Source organism: Lactobacillus delbrueckii subsp. jakobsenii ZN7a-9 = DSM 26046 (assembly GCF_001888925.1).
GTDB classification, from domain to species: Bacteria; Bacillota; Bacilli; order Lactobacillales; family Lactobacillaceae; genus Lactobacillus; species Lactobacillus delbrueckii.
In genome coordinates this window covers 323,419-346,034 of sequence record NZ_CP018218.1, presented here as the reverse complement: position 1 = coordinate 346,034, position 22,616 = coordinate 323,419, and the positions used below count along the sequence as shown (strand labels likewise).

The 22,616-nt window shown below is 47.5% G+C and carries 22 protein-coding genes and 4 pseudogenes; 11 read left to right on the top strand and 15 right to left on the bottom strand.

Going from position 1 to position 22,616, the window contains the following annotated elements; all coding sequences use genetic code 11:
- Together LJ046_RS01905 and LJ046_RS01900 are read left to right on the top strand one after the other, a co-directional pair.
- Entirely contained in the window at window positions 1-654 is a 654-nt protein-coding gene (locus LJ046_RS01905) for an ABC transporter ATP-binding protein (RefSeq protein WP_002878315.1), read from the top strand.
- 27 nt (window positions 655-681) lie between these two features.
- The gene (locus LJ046_RS01900) at window positions 682-984 is read left to right on the top strand and encodes a hypothetical protein (protein ID WP_002878316.1); all 303 of its coding nucleotides are present in this window, start codon (window positions 682-684) and stop codon (window positions 982-984) included.
- 64 nt (window positions 985-1,048) lie between these two features.
- On the opposite strand, the pseudogene LJ046_RS01895 reads toward LJ046_RS01900, so the two are convergent.
- A pseudogene (locus LJ046_RS01895) lies at window positions 1,049-2,182 on the bottom strand (IS3 family transposase).
- 202 nt (window positions 2,183-2,384) lie between these two features.
- Here LJ046_RS01895 and LJ046_RS09950 point away from each other — a divergent pair.
- Window positions 2,385-2,474 (top strand): annotated as a pseudogene (locus tag LJ046_RS09950) (IS30 family transposase); the annotation flags it as partial.
- Between the two features lie 53 nt (window positions 2,475-2,527).
- On the opposite strand, the gene LJ046_RS01885 reads toward LJ046_RS09950, so the two are convergent.
- Entirely contained in the window at window positions 2,528-2,995 is a 468-nt protein-coding gene (locus tag LJ046_RS01885; RefSeq protein ID WP_002878317.1) for a Dps family protein, read from the bottom strand.
- A gap of 636 nt (window positions 2,996-3,631) precedes the next feature.
- On the opposite strand from LJ046_RS01885, the gene LJ046_RS09820 reads away from it, so the two are divergent.
- From LJ046_RS09820 to LJ046_RS01870, 4 genes are all read left to right on the top strand, one after another.
- The gene (locus LJ046_RS09820; protein WP_035176547.1) at window positions 3,632-3,931 is read left to right on the top strand and encodes a site-specific integrase; all 300 of its coding nucleotides are present in this window, start codon (window positions 3,632-3,634) and stop codon (window positions 3,929-3,931) included.
- A gap of 69 nt (window positions 3,932-4,000) precedes the next feature.
- A complete protein-coding gene (locus LJ046_RS10680) occupies window positions 4,001-4,570 on the top strand; it encodes a tyrosine-type recombinase/integrase (protein WP_133281467.1) in 570 nt (189 codons plus the stop codon).
- A gap of 21 nt (window positions 4,571-4,591) precedes the next feature.
- Window positions 4,592-5,245: a ParA family protein gene (locus LJ046_RS01875; RefSeq protein ID WP_002878318.1), complete on the top strand. Its 654-nt coding sequence runs from the start codon at window positions 4,592-4,594 to the stop codon at window positions 5,243-5,245.
- 189 nt (window positions 5,246-5,434) lie between these two features.
- Window positions 5,435-5,704 (top strand): hypothetical protein, encoded by a 270-nt coding sequence (locus LJ046_RS01870; RefSeq protein ID WP_002878320.1) that lies wholly within the window; start codon window positions 5,435-5,437, stop codon window positions 5,702-5,704.
- 397 nt (window positions 5,705-6,101) lie between these two features.
- Here LJ046_RS01870 and LJ046_RS01855 read toward each other — a convergent pair whose 3' ends face one another.
- On the bottom strand, window positions 6,102-7,436 hold the full coding sequence (locus LJ046_RS01855) for a dihydrolipoyl dehydrogenase family protein (protein ID WP_002878324.1): 1,335 nt from the start codon (window positions 7,434-7,436) through the stop codon (window positions 6,102-6,104).
- Between the two features lie 1,096 nt (window positions 7,437-8,532).
- The gene (nagB, locus tag LJ046_RS01845; protein WP_002878325.1) at window positions 8,533-9,237 is read right to left on the bottom strand and encodes a glucosamine-6-phosphate deaminase; all 705 of its coding nucleotides are present in this window, start codon (window positions 9,235-9,237) and stop codon (window positions 8,533-8,535) included.
- A gap of 200 nt (window positions 9,238-9,437) precedes the next feature.
- Here nagB and LJ046_RS01840 point away from each other — a divergent pair, with 200 nt between their 5' ends.
- Both LJ046_RS01840 and LJ046_RS01835 read left to right on the top strand, forming a co-directional pair.
- A complete protein-coding gene (locus LJ046_RS01840) occupies window positions 9,438-10,280 on the top strand; it encodes an aldo/keto reductase (RefSeq protein WP_002878326.1) in 843 nt (280 codons plus the stop codon).
- Window positions 10,281-10,372: 92 nt separating this feature from the next.
- On the top strand, window positions 10,373-10,744 hold the full coding sequence (locus tag LJ046_RS01835) for a hypothetical protein (protein WP_002878327.1): 372 nt from the start codon (window positions 10,373-10,375) through the stop codon (window positions 10,742-10,744).
- A gap of 40 nt (window positions 10,745-10,784) precedes the next feature.
- On the opposite strand, the gene LJ046_RS01830 is transcribed toward LJ046_RS01835, so the two are convergent.
- Window positions 10,785-11,630 (bottom strand): helix-turn-helix domain-containing protein, encoded by an 846-nt coding sequence (locus LJ046_RS01830; RefSeq protein WP_002878328.1) that lies wholly within the window; start codon window positions 11,628-11,630, stop codon window positions 10,785-10,787.
- A gap of 143 nt (window positions 11,631-11,773) precedes the next feature.
- On the opposite strand from LJ046_RS01830, the gene LJ046_RS09945 reads away from it, so the two are divergent.
- Together LJ046_RS09945 and LJ046_RS01825 are read left to right on the top strand one after the other, a co-directional pair.
- Window positions 11,774-11,926 (top strand): hypothetical protein, encoded by a 153-nt coding sequence (locus LJ046_RS09945; protein WP_155240865.1) that lies wholly within the window; start codon window positions 11,774-11,776, stop codon window positions 11,924-11,926.
- Window positions 11,927-12,271: 345 nt separating this feature from the next.
- Complete coding sequence (locus tag LJ046_RS01825) at window positions 12,272-13,501, top strand: MFS transporter (RefSeq protein WP_002878330.1); 1,230 nt, start codon at window positions 12,272-12,274, stop codon at window positions 13,499-13,501.
- 43 nt (window positions 13,502-13,544) lie between these two features.
- Here the strand turns inward: LJ046_RS01825 and LJ046_RS01820 are convergent, their stop codons facing one another.
- The 10 genes and pseudogenes from LJ046_RS01820 to LJ046_RS10615 all read right to left on the bottom strand — a co-directional run bounded on the left by LJ046_RS01820 (window position 13,545) and on the right by LJ046_RS10615 (window position 22,587).
- Window positions 13,545-13,742, bottom strand: a complete 198-nt coding sequence (locus LJ046_RS01820) for a hypothetical protein (protein ID WP_002878331.1) — start codon at window positions 13,740-13,742, stop codon at window positions 13,545-13,547.
- A gap of 235 nt (window positions 13,743-13,977) precedes the next feature.
- On the bottom strand, window positions 13,978-14,934 hold the full coding sequence (locus tag LJ046_RS01815) for an ABC transporter permease (protein ID WP_002878333.1): 957 nt from the start codon (window positions 14,932-14,934) through the stop codon (window positions 13,978-13,980).
- A complete protein-coding gene (locus LJ046_RS01810) occupies window positions 14,934-16,073 on the bottom strand; it encodes an ABC transporter permease (protein ID WP_002878337.1) in 1,140 nt (379 codons plus the stop codon). The genes LJ046_RS01815 and LJ046_RS01810 overlap by 1 nt, the downstream gene beginning before the upstream one ends.
- Window positions 16,066-17,610 carry an ABC transporter ATP-binding protein gene (locus tag LJ046_RS01805; protein ID WP_002878338.1) on the bottom strand — a complete coding sequence of 515 codons (1,545 nt, stop codon included), beginning with the start codon at window positions 17,608-17,610 and terminating at the stop codon, window positions 16,066-16,068. Before LJ046_RS01805 ends, LJ046_RS01810 begins: the two co-directional genes overlap by 8 nt.
- An 82-nt stretch (window positions 17,611-17,692) precedes the next feature.
- Window positions 17,693-18,778, bottom strand: coding sequence for a BMP family lipoprotein (locus tag LJ046_RS01800; protein ID WP_002878342.1), 1,086 nt, complete (start codon window positions 18,776-18,778; stop codon window positions 17,693-17,695).
- Between the two features lie 295 nt (window positions 18,779-19,073).
- Window positions 19,074-20,171 (bottom strand): BMP family lipoprotein, encoded by a 1,098-nt coding sequence (locus tag LJ046_RS01795; protein ID WP_002878343.1) that lies wholly within the window; start codon window positions 20,169-20,171, stop codon window positions 19,074-19,076.
- A gap of 186 nt (window positions 20,172-20,357) precedes the next feature.
- Window positions 20,358-20,456: pseudogene (locus tag LJ046_RS10305) on the bottom strand (DUF4352 domain-containing protein); the annotation flags it as partial.
- Between the two features lie 21 nt (window positions 20,457-20,477).
- Entirely contained in the window at window positions 20,478-21,143 is a 666-nt protein-coding gene (locus tag LJ046_RS01790; RefSeq protein WP_002878346.1) for a hypothetical protein, read from the bottom strand.
- An 18-nt stretch (window positions 21,144-21,161) separates the two neighbouring features.
- Window positions 21,162-21,332, bottom strand: a complete 171-nt coding sequence (locus LJ046_RS10120; RefSeq protein WP_002878348.1) for a hypothetical protein — start codon at window positions 21,330-21,332, stop codon at window positions 21,162-21,164.
- A gap of 186 nt (window positions 21,333-21,518) precedes the next feature.
- A pseudogene (locus LJ046_RS10615) lies at window positions 21,519-22,587 on the bottom strand (serine/threonine protein kinase).
- Between the last annotated feature and the right edge of the window lie 29 nt (window positions 22,588-22,616).

Here is a 22,616-nt window from a genome sequence, read left to right as displayed (position 1 = left end):
ATGACAAAAGTTATTGAGGTCAGTTATTTAGGTAAAAAGTACGGGCAGCGGACTATTTTTAAGGATGTAAGTTTTGCGGTTGAACGCGGCGAATTCGTAGCGATCGTGGGTCCGTCGGGTTCAGGCAAGTCGACCCTGCTCAACATGCTGGGTTTGCTTGAAGCAGTTGACCAGGGGGAGATCAAGCTTTTGGGCAAGCTGATGCCTAAGGTCAACAGCCGGCAGGCAACCAAATTGCCGCGTCAGCAACTGAACTATCTTTTTCAATCTTTTGCTTTGATTCAAACCAAGACAGTAGAGGAAAACTTGCTCTTGGCCATGGCTTTTGTCAAGAAAAGCAAGAGGGAAAAGCAGAAAGAGATTGACCAGGTCCTGGCAAGCCTGGATTTAAGCAAAGTCAAGCAGAGCAAGGTGCAGACCTTGTCAGGTGGTGAGCAGCAGCGCTGTGCCTTGGCCCGGGCAATTTTGAAGCCTGGGGAGATCGCTCTAGCGGATGAACCGACGGGAGCACTGGACGCCAAGCGGGCTCAAGCTGCTTTTAACCAATTGCTGGATTTGAGAAGCCGGCAGGGTAAGACAATCGTGCTGGTTACCCACAATCTCGCGGAAGCTGCCCAAGCTGACCGGGTGATTGATCTGGAAAAGTTTGTCTGATGGACTACAATTAAAGGGAAAGTTTAGATGAAAAAGGCAGGCGATATCAATATGCGTAGACAGTTTCTTGATGAGCAAAGCTACCATTGGATCGGTCGCTTTTTGCCTTTCTGGCTGCTGACTCTGCTTGTTACTCCATTTTTTCATCAAGCCCGGCTATATTATGCTCTAGAAGATATTGGCGATCTTTTACTGCTGTTTTGGCTGATTGCGTGGGGGCAAAAGCACTCAGTTAGCCTGTTTTTGAGCTGTATCTTGGCCTTGGTAGTCACTGCTATCTTCTTATTTGCTTTTATCTTTTACGGCTCTTGGCTTGGTTTGAAGCTCTGACAAACATACATAAACTAAAAAAGGATCTGCCTGATATGACCCCTAAAATTGGGACAATTTAGTATTACGCCGTTAAGGTTGTTAAAACATGATTCCGATATTCAATCGGGGTCATGTTTTTTCGTCCTGTCTTGATTCTTACGTTGTTGTAGTAATCGATGTATTTGTGAATAGCTTGCTCAAGCTCATTTAAGTCCTTGTATTTATGTTCTTGGCCGTAGAACATCTCCCGCTTAAGAATGCCGAAGAAGCCCTCCATTAAGCCGTCATCAAGAGAATTACCCAATCTGGACATACTCTGATCGATCCCTCTGTTAGCCAGAGCGGCTTGATATGCTTGGTGCTGATATTGCCAGCCACGGTCTGAGTGGAAAATAAGCCCGTTAAGAGCCGGGTGCTTCTCAAATGCGTCATCTAGCATGGTCATTACTTGCTTAAGGTCTGGGTGCCTAGAAATATTGTAGGAGATGATTTCTTGGGTACAACCATCAATAATTGGAGAAAGGTAGAGCTTTTGATCTTTGAGATGGAATTCTGTCACGTCGGTAAACCATTGTCTGTCGGGAATAATTGCGTAGAAATTGCGCTTGATTAAGTCTGGCTTGATCTTGCCTTGAACGCCGTAATAGTTGCTGTATTTACGTCTCTTGCGGATTGAGATGGCGAACAAGCCCATCTTTTGCATGAGCCTCTGCACCTTCTTATGGTTGACCTCATAGTCTTCCCGGCGAAGCTGTCCGTAGATTCGCCGGTACCCATAGCGCTGTCTGTGTTCAAGAAAGATCTCTTTAATTCTATCCATCAGCTTCTGGTTACCAGAATCCTTATCTGGCTTATGGGTCTGATAGTAATAGTTACTTCTTGCGTTCTTGAATTAAGGCCTCCAATTTTTTTATTTGAAAGAGCGAAGCCAATTTGCAAGAATTCCATGATTCGTGAGCCCTAAGTCTAAGGAAACCTGTCTAAGTGCTTCACCACCTAGCAGAACCCTATCAATAGCCGCAAGCTTAAAATCACAAGTATATTTCTGTTGAGGGCGATCCAGGATACCTTCTCCATGCCTTTGAAGTAAGGCCACCATATATGCAATTTCTCCTAGCCTCATCCCATATTTCCGGCTAAGGTAGGCACCTCTTCTGTCATCGTTTATCCATTCGTGGTAGATAGCAAGTTTGATTTCTTTAGTGTATTTAGTCATGAAAATAACCCCTAAAATTAGTGTCCTAATTTTAGGGGTCATATCAATCCCCGGGTTAAATCAGGGTGTTTTAAATACTTAAAAAGTGTTGCAAATCCCACTGTTTTAAGCCAAATTTTTTATCGTTCTGTACTCGGACAAAAAAGATCAGCTTACTTTAAAATGGTGTTTACCACAAACCCATCTTTTAGGAGCTGATCTTTTGTCTAGTATAATCTATTCCGAACGAATTAAAATCGAAACCTTTTGTGAACTAGGGCTGTCCAATATTCAAATGGGCGTTCGGATTAATTTTACAATCTACCATAAGCCTACCCATAAGCCTACCGATTTTTTAATATTATTTTATTCATCAATTTCCGGCGCCGACCCAAGCTCTGCCTGAATCATCCAGATTTTCTTCTCAATTGCGGTTTTGAGACCAATGAAAATATCTTGGGTACTGAAGTCTTTTTCAACATCGGATACTTCAATGCCGTGTTGGTAAAGGTCTTCCAAGTAACGATAGCCATCAACTAAGTGTGCGAGGCGTTCTGGGGTTGTTTTGTCCCATTCACCAGGCCAGTCTTGAATCTTAGTGTTTTCGGCCATTTCTTTTAAGGTCGAGTAAGGATTGCCATCAAGCGCAATCAGCCGTTCAGAAATGACATCGAGTTGGCTATCAATTTCTTCCATGAACTTATCCATCAAGGGGTGCAACTTCAAAAAGTTGGGTCCACGCATGTACCAATGCGTCTGATGGATAATCATTGACATCTGGCTCAAATCGGCAACGAGTTGATTTAATACTGCTTTAGTTTTCGTATATTTCATTAGATTGATCTCCTTTTGATATGGTTATTATAACTCAAAACCGACGAAAATGTCAGAGGCGCACTTATACGTCATTAAAGATTACGCTGTGCTAAACCCATTAAAATCTGTATCAGATTTCGCTTTGCTCAAACAAAACTGACTTGCGTCAATTGGAATCTTCAAAGCCAATAAAGTCCGAAAGAGTTGGCGACTGGACTTTATTGGCTTTAAATGCCCCTAATTTGCTCTCTAAGCCATTTTAGCTGTTAACCGTATAATTTTACTGTCCGTCAACGGTAAATCGACGTAGAACGGCTTTAAGGAGTTGATGGACTCACTAGGCCAAGACACTTTTGCACATGTAAAGAAAAGCACACCTGCTTTTTTTGCCTGCCTCACGGCGAGTGCGGGGTGAGTTTGAGCGGGAGCTCCCGCTCATTTATGGGGTCAAGCTGACACAGCTTGCGGGTTTGGGCAGTGCCCATGGTTTTATTCGTGTGGGATAGAAATTTGAAAATCGGGGGGAGCAGATCCCGAACTAATTGAAAAAAGTTCTAATTCCATAAACACATAGGCGGAAAAGGTGCTGTAATAGCTGTAAAGAGTCAATATATGATTATATGATTAGTAATCATAGTTAAGAGGGGTGCAAAAATGACCAATGACATCACGCTTGCCCAAACCTTAGACGGGGCAACCCTTGATAGCTTTTTACTGTATCTTGAAGACATGCCGAACACGGCTAAGACCTATAAAAGCTGTATCAAGCGCTTTAAGCTGTGGCTTAAAGACCAACCGGACGCCCAGCAACCGACAACGAACACTATTAGACGCTATAAAGAGGATCTGACCAAGCGAGGTTATAAACCTAATACAGTGCACCTTTACATGGTAGCGATCAAGCAATGGGTTAAATGGCTTGAGAGCATCGGCAAATATCCCAACATTGCCTAGTACGTCAAGTCGGGCAAGGTCAACCGTAAGAGCCCTAAAAGCTATTTTGAGGTGGCTTAGGTCAAAGAGATACTAGACCAGATCGACCAGGCCACACAGGCCGGGAAGCGGGATTATGCGCTGTTAGTTTTGCTCTTTACCTGTGGCTTACGGACGATTGAGGCATCCCGGGCTAAGGTCAAGGATATAACCATTTTAGGGGCATCCCGGGTGCTTTTAGTGCAAGGCAAGGGGAAGGCCGATGCGAGCGACTATGTACCGTTGCCGGATCACGTTTACACTGTCTTGACCGACTATTTAACCACCCGTGGCATCGATGCAAAGGATATCCCAGCATGCACAGAGCCGCTTTTTACAAGCACTAGCAACCGTTCAAACGGTCAGACCCTCAGTACCCGATCCATTAGCAAGATCTGTAAGACTAGATTTATCAAAGCCGGGTTTAATGACCCAAAATGGACGGCACACAGCACGAGACACACAGCCGGGATCTTGTCCTTAGAGCTGGGGCACAGCCAAAGAGATACCCAACTAATGCTCAGACATGCGAGCGGCGACACGACAAACATTTATTTGCACCAGATTGGCAAGCTGGGCAACTCAGCAACGGCCGATATTAGCAAGGCATTATTTGATTAGTCTTTATATAAGGTGTCTAAAATGGCAAAAATAGTAACTGTAACCACTCAAAAAGGCGGGGCGGGTAAAACTACCCTTGCCCTGTTACTAGCGACAGGCGAGGCTCTAAGAGGCGAGAGGCTGCTACTAGTGGATCTTGACCAGCAAGGGGATGCATCTTATAGTTTGGTCAGCGATTACGATCCCAGCAAAACGAGCTATGAGTTATTGACCAGCGAGAGCGTGCAAGTCCCGGCTGTGGCTACACCCGTTAGTGGATACTTGAATCTTGATCTAGTCCCGGCATCCCTCACTTTAGAGCGTGTCGAGGTAGAGCTAGCGGGCGTGCTAGATGCTCAGTTTATCTTGTCTGACAAGCTAGAGGCGGTCAAAGATGATTATGATTTGATAGTCATTGACACCCCGCCAAGCTTAAACGTCATTGTCAGCAATGCATTGACGGCGGCGGATAAGCTCATCATCCCCGTGCAGGCGGACATTTACAGCTTTAAAGGCATGGCAACCCTTGCCCAGCGTGTCAAGGCAATACAGCGGCGCTCTAATCCCCGCCTTTCAATCTGTGGCATTGTGCTAAACAGATATAACCCCCGCACTAACCTAAGCAAGGCGATCACAGAGGCTTTAAATGAGGTAGCAGAGCAATTTAATACTAAGGTTTATCGATCTCTACCCTAAGGGATGAAACGGCCGTGAGAGAGGCGCAAAACGCCAAACAGAGCCTGTTTGAGTATGCTGCCAAAGGGGCAAAGGTAACCGAGGATGCGAAAGCACTATTAAACGAGATTGAAGAGGATTTAAAGAATGGCTAACAAGATTAAGGTAGATGCTCAGGACGTAATGCAAAAGACCGCATAGGCGGCCGAAATGGCCGAGGAAAAGCCACAGGCGGTTAAGGTGGTAAGACCCCGGGCAAAAGGGAAAAAGCCCGCTGAGGTCAAAAGTGAGCATATAAACATGGTAATCAGTAAGGAAACACGTGCTAAGCTTGAGGTGTACAAAGCGATCACGGGCAAGACCACAACCGAACTCTTTCAAGAATATTTAGACAAGCTGTGGGTAACAGATCGGGACGTTACGGATAGCGAGCTCTTTCGTGACCTGTATATTAACAACATGAAGAAATACGGTTTATAGAAAGCGTAGTAAAGTAACAATGGTTAAGAGTGATTTGCCAGAAAAAGAATTAAGGGCAATCGATGCGGTGCTTGACCGAGACAATGCAACGCTTGACCGCCTTGTTACTGACCCGGACGAAAACGCTAGAATCTGGGTAGCAAAGGCCGTTAGACCGCAAGACCTTGACCGATTAGTTACTGACCCATCCCCGCTAGTAAGGGCGGCTGTGGCACGGTATGGACGACCGATTGACCGCCAAAAGCTACAAGTTGATCCATCCCCACTAGTGAGGGCACAGGCACGGCGGAACTAAGTAACAAAGGTAACGACATAAAAAGAGGCTGACCAGTTATGGTCAACCTTTTTCTTTTGCACTAAAGCCAAGCAAGCAGCCCCCTGTGGCTTTATCTCGAAATTACCGAATCTTATGCCATGCCGCTGCACCCTCAGCCGGGAAAATGTGCGCCATTTGCCACATCTGATCGCGACTCAGATGGTAGACAATCGCCGGCAATAACGTGTTGATCGCATCTTCGGCCTGAGCACTGTACTCCGTGGCGCCGACAAGATGATGTTCCTGATCGAACACCAAAAGGCTATCACCCACCGTTTCCTGATCGGTTTGATGATACCAGTCATCCGGAATGTGGTTGTGCACGACTTTGTTAGTATCATCCTTGACCGCTTCCGGTGCCACACCTACTTTGGCAATTCTTGGCGAGGTGTAAACCGTTGACGGAATCGCTGGATAATCAATCGGCGCAGTTGTTTGGCCGCTCAGTAACTTGTAAAGGTAATAGGACTCAAACGTGGCTGTTGGAGTCAATTTGGGTTGTAGCTTGTCTAAAACATCGCCCGATGCATAAATATTGGACACATTGGTTCGCAGATAGTCGTCCACAAGAATCCCGTGCTGGTTAAACTTGACACCGATGTTTTCTAATCCCAGTTGCTCAACATTCGGGATTCGGCCGGTTGCGTCCAGCACCCAATCGACAACTAACTGTTCCTTGTCACCATAATGAATCACAATGCCATCAGTGGTCTTCTCAAGCGCCGTCACCGCCGCGTTCGGCGTGAATTGAATGCCCCGTTTCGTCATGTCGGCCATCACATCTTCGACAAACGGCTGGTGGAATTCCCGCAAAGCACGATCATGATGCATCAACACATGGACATCGGCGCCTGCCGCATTGGCAATCGTCGCAAATTCCATACTGATATAGCCAGATCCCAAAATACCGATTCGCTTCGGCAAGACGTCCAAGTCCATGAAGGCCCGACTGTCATGGGCTAAATCGGTCCCCGGAACATCGATGCGATGCGGGCGCTGGCCGGTCGCAATGACAATTTTGTCAGCGGTATAAGTCTTTTCACCCACAACAACCGTGTGCGCGTCCTGAAATTTTCCATAGCCATGGATGATCGTCACGCCGTTTTGGGTTAATCCCGTACCGATAGCATTCGGTAACGGCTTAATCACGGCTTGTTTATGGGCCACTAATGCCGACCAGTTGATCTTGATATTGCCAGACACAACACCCTGCATCCGTTCTGCCAACCGCTGCAAAACCACCGGCGTATCAAGCGTGATTTTCGCGTTACACCCATAATTCGGGCAGGTGCCGCCGATCATGTCACCTTCAACCACCGCAACTTTTTTTCCCGAAGCTGCCAATGGGCCGGCCCCGTCAAACGCGCCATGCCCACTACCTAAGTACAAGACATCAAAATCATATGGATTCTTCAAAACATCGACCTCCTTATACACTGTCTACTAACAATAAAGAAGTTAAGCATAACAGATGGCATACAAATTAGCAACGGACAATGCTTAGAGGCAGAAAGATTTTTTGCAAAAGAATCCGCTTAATAGCAAAAAAATTCCGGTAAGGGCGATTGTTTTGGCAATCACTTACCGGAACTCATTAATGCGCATTTGCGGAACTAAAGATCGCGGCTCACTTGCGGCTTTTTAATCTGAAACCGCACCGACAATTTGCTGCAAGGTATTCAGCAAGGCACTGTCGTCTGCACTTTCGGCGCCCGTTTAATTCCAAGAACGCTCATTGTCAGTGTTCTGTTCTTCGGGGTGTTTGGCTGCATATTCTCTAGCCGCTTGTTTATTCCACCAAATGCCTAATAAGTTCTGCATGGTGCCATACAAGTCTGTGGCTTTATCTCAGAGCCCCCAGCAAGGGGAGCGGGCGACAGGCTATAGCACGCTTTAAATTCGTTTTTCGAACCGGACAAAACCAGACATTTTCGCAATCCCCCGGGCGGGCTTTATATGATTGCTCAGTATATGATAGGTCAGCATATAATCACTCTAATTCATTAAATTAGAGTTATCGGAATTAGGAATAGGGCAAGGGGATGCACTCTAAAGGACAACTAACCACAGGATCTAGTTTAAGTGTAAATAAATGGCCGTGTCAGCATCGAAACACCTATGAACGCCTGTGAACGGTTATGAACGAAAGAGGGAAATGGAGGTTGCTAGTGATTGCTAGTTGCAAATCATTTAATGACACTTTATATAGTTAGTCATCATAGTTAACACAAGCTAAACGTGACAGATAATCCGTCACAGGGAATAACTTATCAATCATTTTATCAGATACTTGGCTAAAGTAATTAGGCCGAAGACTGCCAAGATGACTACGATGACCGTCATGATTGTAAACCAAGGCATTTTCATCACTCCCAATGTTAAATCCGAAGTAAGCTTATAGTATCTGTTACATATTATATTATCATTGGCATTTGCTTTGCGCAACCGCTTTCCGAAGCGCTAGCAAAAACAGGGGCATCTTTTTACGAAGAAGGTGCTCCTGTTTTACTTCTTATTTAAGTAAGCTCGCGGCTGCCTGGTCGGCAATCACCGTAACGTTCGGGTGCTTTTGTAGGACGCTGGCTGGGACATCCGTAGTCACTGGCCCTTCAACCATGGCCTTAATAGCCTTAGCCTTGCTTTCCCCCTTGGCCAAAAGGATGATCTCCTTAGCCGCCATGATATTGGCAATCCCCATGCAGATGGCGCTCTTTGGCACTTCATCAATGCTGTCGAAGAAGCGGGCGTTGGCCTTGATCGTGCTTTCCGTCAAAGCAACTTCATGAGTCACGCTGTCAAACGGCGTCCCCGGTTCGTTGAAGGCGATGTGCCCGTTCTGCCCGATCCCTAAGACCTGCAAGTCTACCGGGTTGTCTGCCAAAATCTGGTTGTAGTGGCTGCACTCTGCCTGGATGTCTTTTGCCTGGCCGTCTGGCAGGTAGGAGCGCTTGAATGGCTTGTACTGGAAGAGATGCTGGTTCATGAAGTAGTGGTAGCTCTGCGGGTTTTCCGGGCTGAGACCGACGTATTCATCCAAGTTGACGCTGGTCATTTGGCGGAAGTCGAGCTGGCTGGCCACCATCTCCTGATAGAGCTCAACCGGTGAAGACCCGGTTGCCAACCCCAAGGTCTTAGCCCCTTCGTCAACCGCCTTTGCCAAAAGGTCAAAGGCCTGCTTGCCTAATTCACTGGCGTTTTTCACAACGATAACTTTCATCTTGATCACGACTCCTTGATTTTTTTGCTTGCTCATATTGGTATAGTCCATTCTAGTTCCGTAAGTATTTTTTGTCAAGGTATAGACCAATAAATCTTGGTAAAATCTGTGTGATTTTTGCTAAAAAATGGCCGCCCTTGTACTATTCTTAATGAGAAAGCAAAAATAGAAAAACAATAAAACAGATGGAGGAAAATTCCATGAAATACATGACTGTCAAAGGAGAAAAACTGAGCCAGCTGGGCCTGGGCACCTGGGGTATGGGGGAAAAGGCCAGCAAGCGGGAGGAGGAAATCGCGGCTATAAGGTATGGCTTGTCATCCGGGGTCAACGTGATCGACACCGCTGAAATGTACGGGGAAGGGCAGGCCGAAAGCCTGGTCGGTGAAGCCATCAAGGACCTGGACCGGAGCCAGCTCTTCCTTATCTCCAAGTTCTACCCCTGGCACGCCAGTCCAAGAGAGCAGAAAAAAAGCCTGGCCGCCAGCTTGAAGCGGCTGGGGACAGACTATCTGGACTTGTATCTTTTGCACTGGAAGAGCGATTATCCTTTAGCAGAAACAGTCAAGGGCCTGCAGGATTTGCAAGCTGCCGGCCTGATCCGCTACTGGGGCGTCTCCAACTTTGACACGGCTGATATGCAGGAGCTGGTAGATATCGCCGGGGAAGGGGCCGTTTTTGCCAATGAAGACCTCTACAATCTCGACAAGCGGGGCGTTGAATATGACCTCCTGCCTTGGCAAAAGCAGCACGGCATTGCTTTTATTGGCTATTCGCCCTTTAACTCAGGCAACGGGCAATCTATCCCCGTTAAAGCCAGCTTAAAGCAGATCGCTGACAAGCGGGGCGTGTCCGTCCATCAAGTATTGCTGGCCTGGACCATGCGGACCGGGCAGGTCTTGACCATTCCAAAGGCCAGTTCAGTTGACCACATGCGGGCCAACTTGGCGGCTGCTGACCTGGTCTTGACCGCCGGTGAACTGGCCGCCTTGGACCGGGATTACCTGCCACCGAAGAGCAAGCAGCCCTTGGAGAGCATTTAATTTTCAGCTGATCTTCACGAAAGTTTTGTAGTAGTTGTAGACCTTGCCGCCTTCTTCCCCACAGTCCAAAAAGCGGCTGATGATCCAGCCGCTTGGCTGGCAAGGAAGCTGTTTTAATTCTGCTTGCAAGTTGTTGGGAAGGCCAGGTACTTGCCCGGCTTTTTCTCCCAGAGGACCTGGCCGGGATTGAGCCGCTCTTGCTGACCCGGCACTTGAGCCGGAAGCAGTTTAGCCTGCTGCGGCTGAAGTGGTCCCGGCCCTACCTGGCCTGCCTGTTTGTGATCCACTTGATCTACTGGCCGGGCAGCTGGCTGGCCGCCGTATCCCTTATCCTGCTCTTTGCCGCGGCTGCCGGGATGACTCTTTACCAGCGCCGCTACTTAGGCGGGATCAAAGACAGCATCTGGGTCTTCGCGGTCTTCGCGCTTTTGCGCCTGCTGGCTACATTGCTTTTTAAGATCTGAAAAAGCCTTGCTCCGTGTGGAGTAAGGCTTTTCACTTGCTTTAGTTTTTGACCTTTCGAACGGTTTTATAGACTTGCAAGAAATTTTTGGCCTGCATTGTCAGTCCCATATCGAGCAGAAAATCGATAATTTTTAAAATGCTTTGTTCGTTTTGCGGCTCTTGCCAGTCTATCAAACTATTTAAAAATTTCCGGCCAATGATCAGCATTGTTTCGCGCTGAGGGAAATCGAAGTGGTTTAATTGCCTTAAGATGTTTGCGGCATAGGCAGAATTGTTGCTGATAAGTAAGGCGATGACGGCTTCAAATAAAGTGGTCGTTGCAAAGTAAAAAGTATCCGAACCTGCTTGCTTGGCAAAATCCAAATTTTCAATTAATTGGGCAGAAATTTGAAAAATCATTTTGGGACTGAGCACTTGAATGGTGTTAAAGAACAGGGAAATATTTTCTTGTCCCCAGACCGTAATCTCAGATAGCTCTTTATTAAGCGCGTTTTGTTCATCAATCTCCAGTAAATTGACTTTTGTTAAACAATGATAAAGGCTGCAAGCAATTGCTCCGTAGTTTAAGGCTAAGTTATTTGAAGTCAGATGGAATTCCTCTAAGCTGTTTCGGGCGATTCTTTTAATTAGAGTATGGTCCTTTTGCTCCCATGCCTTCTGCAATTCAGCTGATAGTTGATCAGTATCGTCTAAGCTGGCCAGGTGAACGTATTCTGAACTAGTGATGTTCACCCTTTCAAGCAATTTGAGTGTTTTTTCAAAATCCATATTGCCAGTACCGTTTTCCCACCGGGACAGCATCTGAATAGAGCAGATGCCACTTGCTGCTTCTTTCAAAGTCAGTCCCTGCATCTGTCTAATTTGCTTGAAGTTTATTGCTGTCATCTTTCCTCCAAAATAAAATTAGGGCTTTTTTCTCACATATGAGAAGGCAGAAAAAGTAAGTCTGCTATCCATGCTTTAATTTATTTAGTTTTAATTTTAAAGCAAAATCCAAACTTAGGAAAATATTTTAGGAGGTTTCTTTTATGAGTTTAACTATCAAAAAGATCAGTTCATCAGATGTTTGTAATTGCCTAACAATGGAAAGCGCTGCATACGGTAAATATTTTGCAATGATTGAATGGATTGTTACTGATGATTATGATGAGTTATATATGCCTGGTTGTAGTTTGCTTTAAAGATGCTAAGTAAACATTTGAGAGAGATTGAAAAAAGCGCTAGTAACATTTTGGGTGGAAACTGGCGCTTTTTCTATAATTTTAATAATAAAAAATACCCCTTATCCAAAGAAAAAGTTATAGGTGAGTTACTAGTATATCTGATTATTAAAGGTGAAATATCGAGAGCAGACAATCATACGTATTGATTCGCTCATAGATAGACAAAAGAGGCATGACGATCTGTACGGATACGTAAATCCTCTGATTCAAACATCTGACATCCCGAAACATTATATTGAGTATTGCACCATTTACTTTATTTTAATGAAAAAAGTTATATCTAGGATTTACGATAGGTGAAATATGCAAAAATCAAAAAAGCAATTAATTCTGGCAATCAGCAGCCTGGGAATCGGTAATTTAACGAGCGCGACTTTTTCCTTTTGCCTGGGCGTGTATGTTTTGCAAAAGACATCTTCTAGCATGCTATTTTCCATGCTGCTTTTGGTTCGGCCTTTGAGCAACTTGCTTTTGAGTTCTTTAATCGGCTTCTGCGTTGATAAGTATGATCATAAAAAAATTTGCATGATCGCCCAGGCAACAAGCGTTGTAGCGGTAATACTGTTTATAGCACTATTTAGAGAGCAGCTTTCATTATCTGAACGGTTGCTGATTATTGTTGCCAGCAGTATTGTGCTGACAGTTTGTGATACCTTTCAATCGACCAGCTATAAGGCTTCAACGAATTCAATGGTAGCTGCAGAACACCGGCAAAAATTAGTTGCCTATGAACAACTGACAGACGCGGGTGCTGTTATTTTGGCACCGATATTGGGCGGTTTGCTGGCTGGGGCAGTCGCCATCTCCAATATTGCTTTGCTTGAATTAGCTGGTGAAAGCGTGGTTTTGCTGGCAATTGCTTTATTGGATTTCCGCTTGATTTCTGTTGACGTGGAAGCGATCAGTGATTCATGGCTCTTATCCATCAAAAATGGCTTAGAGTATTTCAAAAATGACCGCTATTTAATGGAATTGCTGCTTTTTGCCGTGATTGCTAATTTTGCTTTAAGCGGCCTGGAAGTCAGCCTGCCAATCGCCATGATGAAGGAACTGGGAATTCCTGCAAATTTATATGGATTGGCGGACAGCTTTTGCGCAGGAGGGATGCTTCTGGTCAGTCTATTGCTAGGTTCTTTCAAGATGCCAAAGAATTATTTGCTGACGACCGGCAGAATTGGAATCATTTTAGCGGGTGACTTTATTATACTAGCTTTAGCATGTTTGTGTCCGAATAAGTTGCTTGCTACTGGTATTTTTAGCATCTGCATGCTGGTGGTAGGTGCCTGCTTGGCCGCGGTAAACTTGCCATATGCCATGTATGTTAGAACCAAGGTGCCGGTTAATCTTCAAGGGAGAGTTGGAGCGACTACCAGTTCAGTAGTAGCCTTGCTTTCTCCTTTGGGATATGCTTTGTTCGGGCTTGTTTTGGGCCAGATTAAACCGGTCTGGTGCTTAATGATGTGCGCGATAATTATTTTTGCAGACGGATTGCATTTATTGCTTTCTACTAGCAGAGTAAATAGTTCAATCTGAAGGAAAAGCCTTGCTCCGTGTGGAGTAAGGCTTTTCGCTTGCTTTAGTTTTTGACTAGACCTTGCTTGTCGCGTTTAATAAAGCGCAAGATGCAGGCAAAAATCAAGAGGGTGAAGATGAAGAGGACGATGAAGGCGGCTTGTGACCCTATGACCACTTGCTTGCTCTGCCCCTGGTAAGGACTGCCGGCGATGGCAATGATCACGGACATGGCCGCGGTCCCGATGATCGACCAGATCACGGAAGGGGCGACTTTTTCATGAGCTTCTATTAAATTCTAACCTCCAATAAAAAACTCCAATTCAGCGAATCCGGGCCCGGAAGGGGTCTTTGGATTCAGCCAGAATTGGAGTCATACTCTAATATTCCAGTGAACCAAGCTCGACAAAGCTTGCTTTAAAAACTTGTCATTAATTTACTTTAGTATTTTTTCAGAAAAAATGTCAGTAAAAAACAGGGCCAAAGCCCTGTTTTCTTTATTTCGACTTGATGTAGTTTTGCCCGTCGGCAGCTGGCCCGACAGTCTTGCCGAAGAAGACTACCAGAACGATGATCGTCAAGACGTAAGGCGCGATCTGCAGGTAAACGGATGGCAGGCTGGAAATGCCCGGAAGCTGGTCCCCGATGATACTCAAGCTTTGCGCGAAGCCAAAGAAGAGGGAGGACAGCATAGCGCCGATTGGGTTGTAGCGGCCGAAGATCATGGCAGCCAGGGCCATGAAACCTTGCCCGGCAATAGTGGAAACTGAGAAGTTCCCGGCAATTGCTTCAGCGAAGACGGCCCCGCCGATCCCGCCGAGGAAACCGGAGATCAAGACGCCGGCGTAACGCATCTTGTAGACGTTGATCCCCAAAGTGTCGGCAGCTTGCGGGTTTTCACCGCTGGACCGCAGGCGCAGGCCAAAGCGGGTCTTGTATAGTACCCAGTAGAGGAAGATGGACAAGACGATGGCCACCCAGGCAGGAGCTGAAGTGTTCTTGAAGAAGATCGGCCCAATAACCGGGATGTTGGCCAGGCCAGGGAAGGAGAAGTAGCCGAAGTTTTGGTTGATGTTTTCGGTCTGCCCCTTGTTGTAGATGGCCTTGACCAGGAAGACGGCCAATGGCGGCGCCATCAAGTTCAAGACCGTCCCGGAAATAACGTGGTCAGCCCGCCAGTTGACCGTGGCAACGGCGTGCAGCAGGGAGAAGATGATCCCGACAATCCCGCCCAAGAGGGCACCCAGCCATGGAGTAGCGGTGCCGAAGGTTGAGGCGAAGCTCAGGTTAAAGACGATGGAGGTGAAGGCCCCCATGGTCATGATCCCTTCCAAACCGACGTTGACGATCCCTGAGTTTTCACTGAAGGTCCCGCCCAAAGCGGTGAAAATCAAGGGAGCTGAATAAACTAAAGTTGATGAAACGATTAAGGCTAATACAGTCACGAAGTTCATTATGCTTCCCCTCCTTTTTGCTGGTCATTGGCGGCTTGCCGGCCGGCGGTTTCCGCCGTGGCAATATAGGTCGCGGTCTTGTCAGACTTCTTTTCCTTGAAAAGGAGGCCGACAGCCCAGCTGATGGCTACGAAGAAGATAATGGCAGCGATGACGATAGAAACGATTTCAAATGGAATCCCGGCTGCCGTCTGCATCCCCAGGCCACCGATCTTCAAGATAGAGAAGAGCAGGGAAGCCAGCAGGATGCCGATGGCGCTCATGCCGCCCAAAAGGGCAACGGACATGCCGTCCCAGCCGATGTCCAGGGTAGTCGTTTGGGTGAAGTAGTTCTGGTAAGTCCCCAGACCTTGTACGACCCCGCCCAGGCCACAGAAGGCGCCTGACAGGAGCATGGAGATGATGATGTTCTTCTTGTCGCTCATGCCGGCGTAACGGCTGGCGAATGGGTTCAAACCAACCGCCTTGATTTCAAAGCCAACCGTGGTCTTCTTCATCAAGAACCAGAAGATGACCAGGGCAATTATGGCCAGGAAGATACCACCGCTGATCCGGGAGCCGCCGAACATTTCGCTCAGCCACGGAATCCGCAGGCTGCCGCTAGCCCCGATGGTCTTGGTAGTGTCGGTGTCAACGCGGAGGCTCTTGTTCATGACGTCCTGGTGCAGGTATTGGCAAAGGTAGAGGACGATGTAGTTAAGCATGATGGTTGAGATAACTTCGTTAGTTCCGAAGTAGGCCCGCAGCCAGCCGGCAATCCCGGCAACCAAGGCACCGGCCAGGCTGCCGGCGATGATTTCAAATGGCAAGAGGATGTAGACGGGCAGGCCCTTGAAGGCCAGGCCGATCCAGATGGCGGTCAGCCAGCCGGCTTGCGCCTGGCCCGGCAGACCGATGTTGAAGAAGCCAGCGGCTGAAGAGATCTGGAAGCCGATGGCGATAAAGATCAACGGGGTGGCGTTACGGATAGTTTCCCCGATCCCGTTGGCTGAGCCCAGGGCACTTTCAAACATTGAGCTGTAGGCCTGGAATGGGTCATAGCTCCAGACCAGCATGATGATGGCCCCGACTAAAAAGCCGGCAATAACAGAAACGATCGGCACTAAAAGCCGCTTGGTTTTAGGGCTCACCTTAATCATTAGCGGCAGCCTCCTTCTTGGTATTCTTCCCGGTCATAAGCAAACCGAGTTCAGTTTCACTAGTCTGGTCAGGCTTGACTTCACCTGATTCGGCCCCGTCGTGCAGGACGACAATTCGGTCAGACAGCTGCAAGATTTCGTCAAGTTCGTAGGACACAAGGAGCACGGCCTTGCCGGCGTCTCTTTGCTTCAGCAGCTGGCTGTGGATGTATTCGATGGCCCCGACGTCCAAGCCCCGGGTTGGCTGGAAGGCAATGATCAGGTCAGCGTCCCGGTCAAGTTCCCGGGCGATGATGGCCTTTTGCTGGTTACCACCGGACAGGTCGCTGGCTGGCAATTGTTCGCTGGTCGTGCGGACGTCGAACTTCTTGATCAGTTCCCGGGCGTGTTCCCGGATGGTCTGTTCGTTCATGATCCCGTGCTTGGAGTAAGGCTCCTTGTAGTAGGTCTGGCTGGCAATGTTTTCAGACAAAGGCAGTTGCAGGATCAAGCCGTACTTTTGCCGGTCGGCAGGGATGTGGCCGACGCCGGCTTCCGTGATTTGGCGGACTGGCTTGTTGGTCAAATCCTGGCCGTTGATGACGACTTGGCCGCCTTCAACATGGCGCAGGCCAGTGATGGCTTCGACCAGTTCGTCCTGGCCGTTGCCGTCGATCCCGGCCAGACCAAGGATTTCCCCGCCGCGGATATTGAAGGAGAGACCCTTGACTGATTCGGTCCCCCGGTCTTCATTGACGTGCAGGTCCTTGACTTCCAGGATATTTTTGCCTAGATTGAGGGGAGCCTTGTCCAGCTTAAAGTTAACATGGTGGCCAACCATCATTTCGGCCAATTGTTCGTCATTTGCATCGGCAACGCTGACAGTTTGGATGGACTTACCAGCCCGGATGACAGTGACCCGGTCGGCACTTTCCTTGATTTCCTTCAGCTTGTGGGTGATCAAGATGATGGACTTGCCTTCCTTGGCCAGGTTCTTTATGATCTTGATGAATTCAGTGATTTCCTGCGGCGTCAAAACGGCAGTTGGTTCGTCGAAGATCAAGATGTCGGCCCCGCGGTAAAGGACCTTCAGGATTTCAACTCTTTGCTGCTGAGCGACGGTGATGTCGGAAATCTTAGCGTCAGGGTCGATGGCCAGGCCGTATTGCTTGGACAGGGCCAGGATCTTTTCTCTGGCGGTCTTGAAGTCCAGGGCCAGGCCCTTGGTGGTTTCGTGGCCTAAGATGATGTTTTCCAGGACAGTGAAGGCCTGGGCCAGCATAAAGTGCTGGTGCACCATCCCGATCCCCAGGCTGGTAGCGACGTTTGGGCCGGAGATGTTGACTTTCTTGCCCCGCACGTAGATTTCGCCAGAGGTTGGTTCGAGCAGGCCGGAAAGAATACTCATTAAAGTAGACTTGCCGGCGCCGTTTTCGCCAAGAAGCGCCAGGATTTCGCCCTTGCGGAGCGTGAGGTTGATATCGTTGTTGGCTTTAAAACCGTTAAAGTCTTTCACGATATGGCGCATCTCAATGATGTTTTTGATCTCTTTTTCCATATGACAAAACTTTCTTTATTACTTTTACAAAAAACACCCCGTAATATTGCGGAGTGTTTCAGATTGACTACTATATATTGTGCTACTTACTTGGAGCAGTTGCAACTTTAATTTTACCAGCCAGGATTTGCTTGCGGGCAGCTTGCACTGCCTTCCAAGTCTTGGCATCAAGGTTCCCCTTAGTGACAGAGACGCCATCGTGAGCTAAGCCGTAGGAAATTACCTTACCGCCAGGGAATTTGCCCTTGTAGGCTTTGTCAGCGATGTCCTTGCATGCGAAACGCAGCCCCTTTAATACGGAGGTCAGCGTGAAGTTGGCCTTCTTACCGTCTTTTGAAGTGTAGTTACCCAGGTTTGCCTGGTCAACGTCAACACCGATGACCCAGACCTTCTTGGCAGCCGTGGTTGCCTTGTTGCGGGTCTTGGCTTCGGTGAAGACACCGTTACCGGCGTTGCCGGCAGCTTGGTAGATGATGTCAGCGCCGTCAGTGTACATTGACTGGGCGATTGACTTGGCCTTGTCGGTTGAGGTGAAGTTGCCGATGTATTGGTCGTAAACGGTGATCTTCTTGCCTAAGGCCTTGGCACCATCCTTGACACCTTGCTTGAAGCCGGCTTCGAAGAGGTCCAGGACGCTGGACTTGGCCCCGCCGATGAAGCCGACCTTGTTAGTCTTGGTGGTGTAGGCAGCAGCCAGACCGCCAAGGTAGGAAGCTTCGTTGCTCTTGAAGGTAACTGAAGCAACGTTCTTGCGGCCAGTGATAACTGAGTCGATCAAGACGAAGTTCTTCTTAGGGTACTTCTTGGATGCGGATTTAACTGAGTCAGTCAGCATGTAGCCGACACCGTAGATGGTTTGGTAGCCGGCTTGGGCAGCTTGAGTCAGGTTAGGGGTGAAGTCAGCAGCAGATGATGATTCAAAGTACTGGTAACCGCCCTTGCCTTGCTTGAGGCCGTGTTCCTTGCCGTAGTCCTTGAAACCAGACCAAGCGGCTTGGTTGAAGGAGTGGTCGTCAACACCGTTACCGTCAGTGATCAAGGCGATACCGTGCTTGGTGTCCTTGTTGACGGAAGTGTTAGACTTCTTGCCGGAGCAGGCAGTCAATACAGCAGCGATTGACAGGGTGGTTGCCCCAGCGGCAACCAATTTCTTGTAATTAAAGCGCATAGCGAAATTACTTCTTTCTTTTTCTTCTTTTCTTTTTCATAGACGAACGATTATGTATTAAAGATAGCATTCAGTTTTGGAAAAAGCAAGAGAACAGATAGGCGAATATTCGCTTTTTTGGACAAATTTGGAGAAAAAGTTTTTCAGCGGTTAAGAAAACGGTTAATTCACGAACAAAGTGGTAGCTTTGTATAGACCAGTTCCCGGACTGGGAAGTTTAAGTTATAACGCTAAGGCGAAGAAAAAAGGCACCCATCGAATGATGAGTGCCTCTTAAAAAATCTGTTGTTTGAGATTACTTCAAGTCACTTACGCTTTCAGCAACCTTAACCTTGCCGTTCAAGATTTGCTTGCGGGCTGCTTGAACCTTGCTCCAAGTCTTGGAGTCGATGTTGCCCTTGGTTACAGAAACACCGTTGCCTTCAAGAGTGTAGACAAAGTGTTTGCCGCCTGGGAACTTGCCTTGGTATGCCTTTTCAGCGATACGTTCAACAGCAACGTCCAGACCCTTCAGAACTGAAGTCAGAACGAAGTTGCTCTTCTTGCCGTCCTTGGAAGTGTAGCTACCCAGGCTTGATTGGTCAACGTCAACACCGATGACCCAAACCTTCTTGGAAGCCTTGCGGTTCTTGTTGATGTCCTTGGCTTCAGTGAAGACCCCGTTACCAGCGTTGCCGGCTGCGTGGTAGATGATGTCCGCGCCGCTGGCGTACATTGATTGAGCGATTGACTTAGCCTTGTCAGTTGAAGTGAAGTTGCCGATGTATTGGTCGTCAATCTTGATTTTCTTGCCCAAAGCCTTGGCACCTGCTTCAACACCTTGCTTAAAGCCGGCTTCGAACAGTTCCAAGGTAGCTGACTTGGCACCACCGATGTAACCTACGTGGTTGGTCTTGGTAGTGTAAGCAGCAGCAATACCTGCAAGGTATGATGCCTGGTTGCTTTCGAAGGTAACTGAAGCAACGTTCTTTTGGCCGCTGATCACGTCGTCGATGATCACGAAGTTCTTCTTAGGGTTCTTCTTGGCAGCGGACTTGATAGCGCTGGTCAGTTGGTAGCCGACACCGAAGATGGTTTCAAAGCCGGAGCTGGCAGCTTCGTTGGCGTTAGGAGTAAAGTCGGCGGCTGATGAAGATTCAAAGTATTGGTAGCCACCCTTGCCTTGCTTCAGACCGTGCTTCTTACCGAAGGCCTTGAAACCATTCCAGGCAGCTTCGTTGAAGGAGTGGTCGTCAATAGCGTTGTTGTCAGTGATAAGCGCGATGCTGTGCTTGGTGGTCTTAGTACCAGTTGAAGATGATGACTTCTTGCCTTGGCAGGCAGTCAACAGAACTGAAACTGAAACAGCAGCAGTAGCGATGGTTGCTAACTTTTTAAATTTAGAAACAGACACGTGATTTCCTCCGTTACAACACGAATATTTGTGTGACAATCGTGAAAAAATGTTTATTTTTATCTTAGCTTATTATAGTGTAAAAACAGAAAAAAGCAACAATATAAGCGAAATTCCGAACTGCTTTTTTGACAACGGTTAACAAAAAAAGCAAAACCTGGCTCTCGCAGGCTTTGCTTTCGCGGTTTATTTGAGCTTGAATTTAACCGTATTGTCGTTCCAAATTGAGGTTTTGTATTGCAGCTGCAGCGTTTTGGCAGAAGTCTTTGCTTCGCCAACCAAATTTCTTAAAGATCAAGCTGTCTGTTAGGACAAAGTGATAGTGAAATCAAAATCGTGGTCTAAAGAATCATCACTAACGTCTTGGGCACTCGCGTCAAATTTTACGCGAACACTGTTGACGCTTGAAATCTTTTCGACTGGGACAGTTACCGTTCCTTGCTTTGTTACGTTCTTAGAAATATCGCCATCCCAACTTTCAGTGGAATCTGCTCCGTGCTGTTCACCATTGGAGTAGATATATGTTCCTTGAGTCGGGTAAACTGAAACATCAGCTTTGGTCTTAATTACGTAATGAATCTGCATGAAACCTTGAATAGTGAATTTGCCATCGTTGGCACTATCATAATTGTAGGCCTTGGCTGTCTTGTACAAAGTAATGCTGTCGACAGATACGCTGCCGCCGGCCCAGCTATTATTCGTATAGTTCGGCTTAAAGGTCTTTTCTGAAGAAATTTCGTAATTTTTATAGCTGACAGTCAAAGTTTTCTTAGCATTGTTTTTCTCAGAAGACTTGTCGTCAGTAGTGCTCTTAGAAGAACTCTTTGATGAACTGGCTACAGAGGCTTCGTCATTGGAGTCGTCACTCGAAGAAGCGGCAGAGCCGAAGATGTAGCCGACAAAAAACACGAAAATGAAGGCGATGGTTACAGCCCACCATTGCTTGTAAAATGGATTTTTATTGGACTTCATGGCAAGATCCCCCCGGCTTTAAGACTCAGAACTATTCAGCTTGTTGTTAACGCTTAAGAAGCCGAATCCCGACAGCAGGGCGGCAAGAGCGCCGACAATACATGCTACGCCAATATCACCGAACATCATCAGCCCAATGGCAATACCAATAACGCCTAAAATGATTAACAGAATTCCAACTACTTTCATCTTATCCTCTCCTTAAACAAGTGACTTAATTGATGCTGAAAGCTGAAAGTCTGCTTGCACACATTCCATTTTTGCCTAAGACGGCTCAAGCAGAATTCTTAGCTAAAAAATTCACCATCTTGCATGGGTCAGCATCCAGTTTAAGTGTAGACTTTTAAAGAGAAGGATTGGTGGGCAGGCAGCCCACTAATGGCCAAAAGATGAAATCGCTACCGATAAAGCGGCTAAAGCCGTGGTCAAAACCGTGGCCACGAGCAGGTAGCTGATGATGATCCCGCAGGCCCGGGTAAATTTGGACTTGGATGAATGGAAAAGGCACATGCTCTTGATATTGCGGTAGTTGCAGGCAAAAAGGACGATCAAGAAAAGAACCATGAAAAAGGACAGGCGGAGCAGGAAACTGTCAGCCACTGAGTCGCTCTTGGCGTCCATACTAAAGGAACTAAACAGCATCAATAAGTAGCCGCAACCGGCTGTAAGCATGCGGGCGGGCTGATGGCTGCGGAAGCCTGGCAAAAGCCAGCTGGACTGGCCTAAGCCAGTAATCGCATCCTTGAATTCCTGGGCGTTTTGGTAGCGTTTCTGGCTGTTGATATGGGTAGCTTTTTCAATGATTTCCCGTTCTGGTCCTTTATAAAGGCGGACGCTGGGGCAGGGAGCCAGTATAAAGGACGTTCATCAGCACCCCGACTGCATAGAAGTCGCTGGCTGGACCGCTCTGGCTGAAACCAAACTGTTCCGGGGCCGCGTAGCCCACTGACCCCAGGATGCGGGTGTCGCGGTCAGCGTCTTCCTGCATGTTCCGGGCGATATCGAAGTCGGCCAGGATCAGCTTTTTGCCATCATAAAAAATATTCTCCGGCTTGATGTCCCGGTGAATGATCGGCGGTGTCTGCTGGTGCAGGACCGCGAGGACGTCCAGCAGCTGGCAGATTAAGTCGTGGATCTGGGCAGAAGTGAGCTTGTGGGTCTCTAAGTACTGGTCAAGACGGGGAGAGTCGATGTATTCTTCGATGACGGTCAGGCGGTCGCTTTTTTCCAGGCAGACAATCTTGGGAATCGCGGTGTCTAGCTGGGCCAGCTGTTCATATAAAGGGGCGTATTCTAAAGGAAGGACCCGCTCGATGTAAGGCGTCGGGACCAGCTTCTCAACTTTGAAAATTGCCTTGTCGTCCGTTATCTTAATGGGGACAGGATTAACGTATATCTTAATGGGGACAGGATTAACGTAATCGCTTATTTTTCCTTGCTTCATCTTATATAAAATCTTTCTGCCATAATGGT

What these genes read in the sequence shown, in the direction of transcription:
- LJ046_RS01905 (WP_002878315.1), top strand. Translation starts at nt 1, where the DNA reads ATGACAAAAGTTATTGAGGTCAGTTATTTAGGTAAAAAGTACGGGCAG.
- LJ046_RS01900 (WP_002878316.1), top strand. Translation starts at nt 682, where the DNA reads ATGAAAAAGGCAGGCGATATCAATATGCGTAGACAGTTTCTTGATGAG.
- LJ046_RS01885 (WP_002878317.1), bottom strand. Translation starts at nt 2,995, where the DNA reads ATGAAATATACGAAAACTAAAGCAGTATTAAATCAACTCGTTGCCGAT.
- LJ046_RS09820 (WP_035176547.1), top strand. Translation starts at nt 3,632, where the DNA reads ATGACCAATGACATCACGCTTGCCCAAACCTTAGACGGGGCAACCCTT.
- LJ046_RS01875 (WP_002878318.1), top strand. Translation starts at nt 4,592, where the DNA reads ATGGCAAAAATAGTAACTGTAACCACTCAAAAAGGCGGGGCGGGTAAA.
- LJ046_RS01870 (WP_002878320.1), top strand. Translation starts at nt 5,435, where the DNA reads ATGGCCGAGGAAAAGCCACAGGCGGTTAAGGTGGTAAGACCCCGGGCA.
- nagB (WP_002878325.1), bottom strand. Translation starts at nt 9,237, where the DNA reads ATGAAAGTTATCGTTGTGAAAAACGCCAGTGAATTAGGCAAGCAGGCC.
- LJ046_RS01840 (WP_002878326.1), top strand. Translation starts at nt 9,438, where the DNA reads ATGAAATACATGACTGTCAAAGGAGAAAAACTGAGCCAGCTGGGCCTG.
- LJ046_RS01830 (WP_002878328.1), bottom strand. Translation starts at nt 11,630, where the DNA reads ATGACAGCAATAAACTTCAAGCAAATTAGACAGATGCAGGGACTGACT.
- LJ046_RS09945 (WP_155240865.1), top strand. Translation starts at nt 11,774, where the DNA reads ATGAGTTTAACTATCAAAAAGATCAGTTCATCAGATGTTTGTAATTGC.
- LJ046_RS01825 (WP_002878330.1), top strand. Translation starts at nt 12,272, where the DNA reads ATGCAAAAATCAAAAAAGCAATTAATTCTGGCAATCAGCAGCCTGGGA.
- LJ046_RS01815 (WP_002878333.1), bottom strand. Translation starts at nt 14,934, where the DNA reads ATGAACTTCGTGACTGTATTAGCCTTAATCGTTTCATCAACTTTAGTT.
- LJ046_RS01810 (WP_002878337.1), bottom strand. Translation starts at nt 16,073, where the DNA reads ATGATTAAGGTGAGCCCTAAAACCAAGCGGCTTTTAGTGCCGATCGTT.
- LJ046_RS01805 (WP_002878338.1), bottom strand. Translation starts at nt 17,610, where the DNA reads ATGGAAAAAGAGATCAAAAACATCATTGAGATGCGCCATATCGTGAAA.
- LJ046_RS01800 (WP_002878342.1), bottom strand. Translation starts at nt 18,778, where the DNA reads ATGCGCTTTAATTACAAGAAATTGGTTGCCGCTGGGGCAACCACCCTG.
- LJ046_RS01790 (WP_002878346.1), bottom strand. Translation starts at nt 21,143, where the DNA reads ATGAAGTCCAATAAAAATCCATTTTACAAGCAATGGTGGGCTGTAACC.
- LJ046_RS10120 (WP_002878348.1), bottom strand. Translation starts at nt 21,332, where the DNA reads ATGAAAGTAGTTGGAATTCTGTTAATCATTTTAGGCGTTATTGGTATT.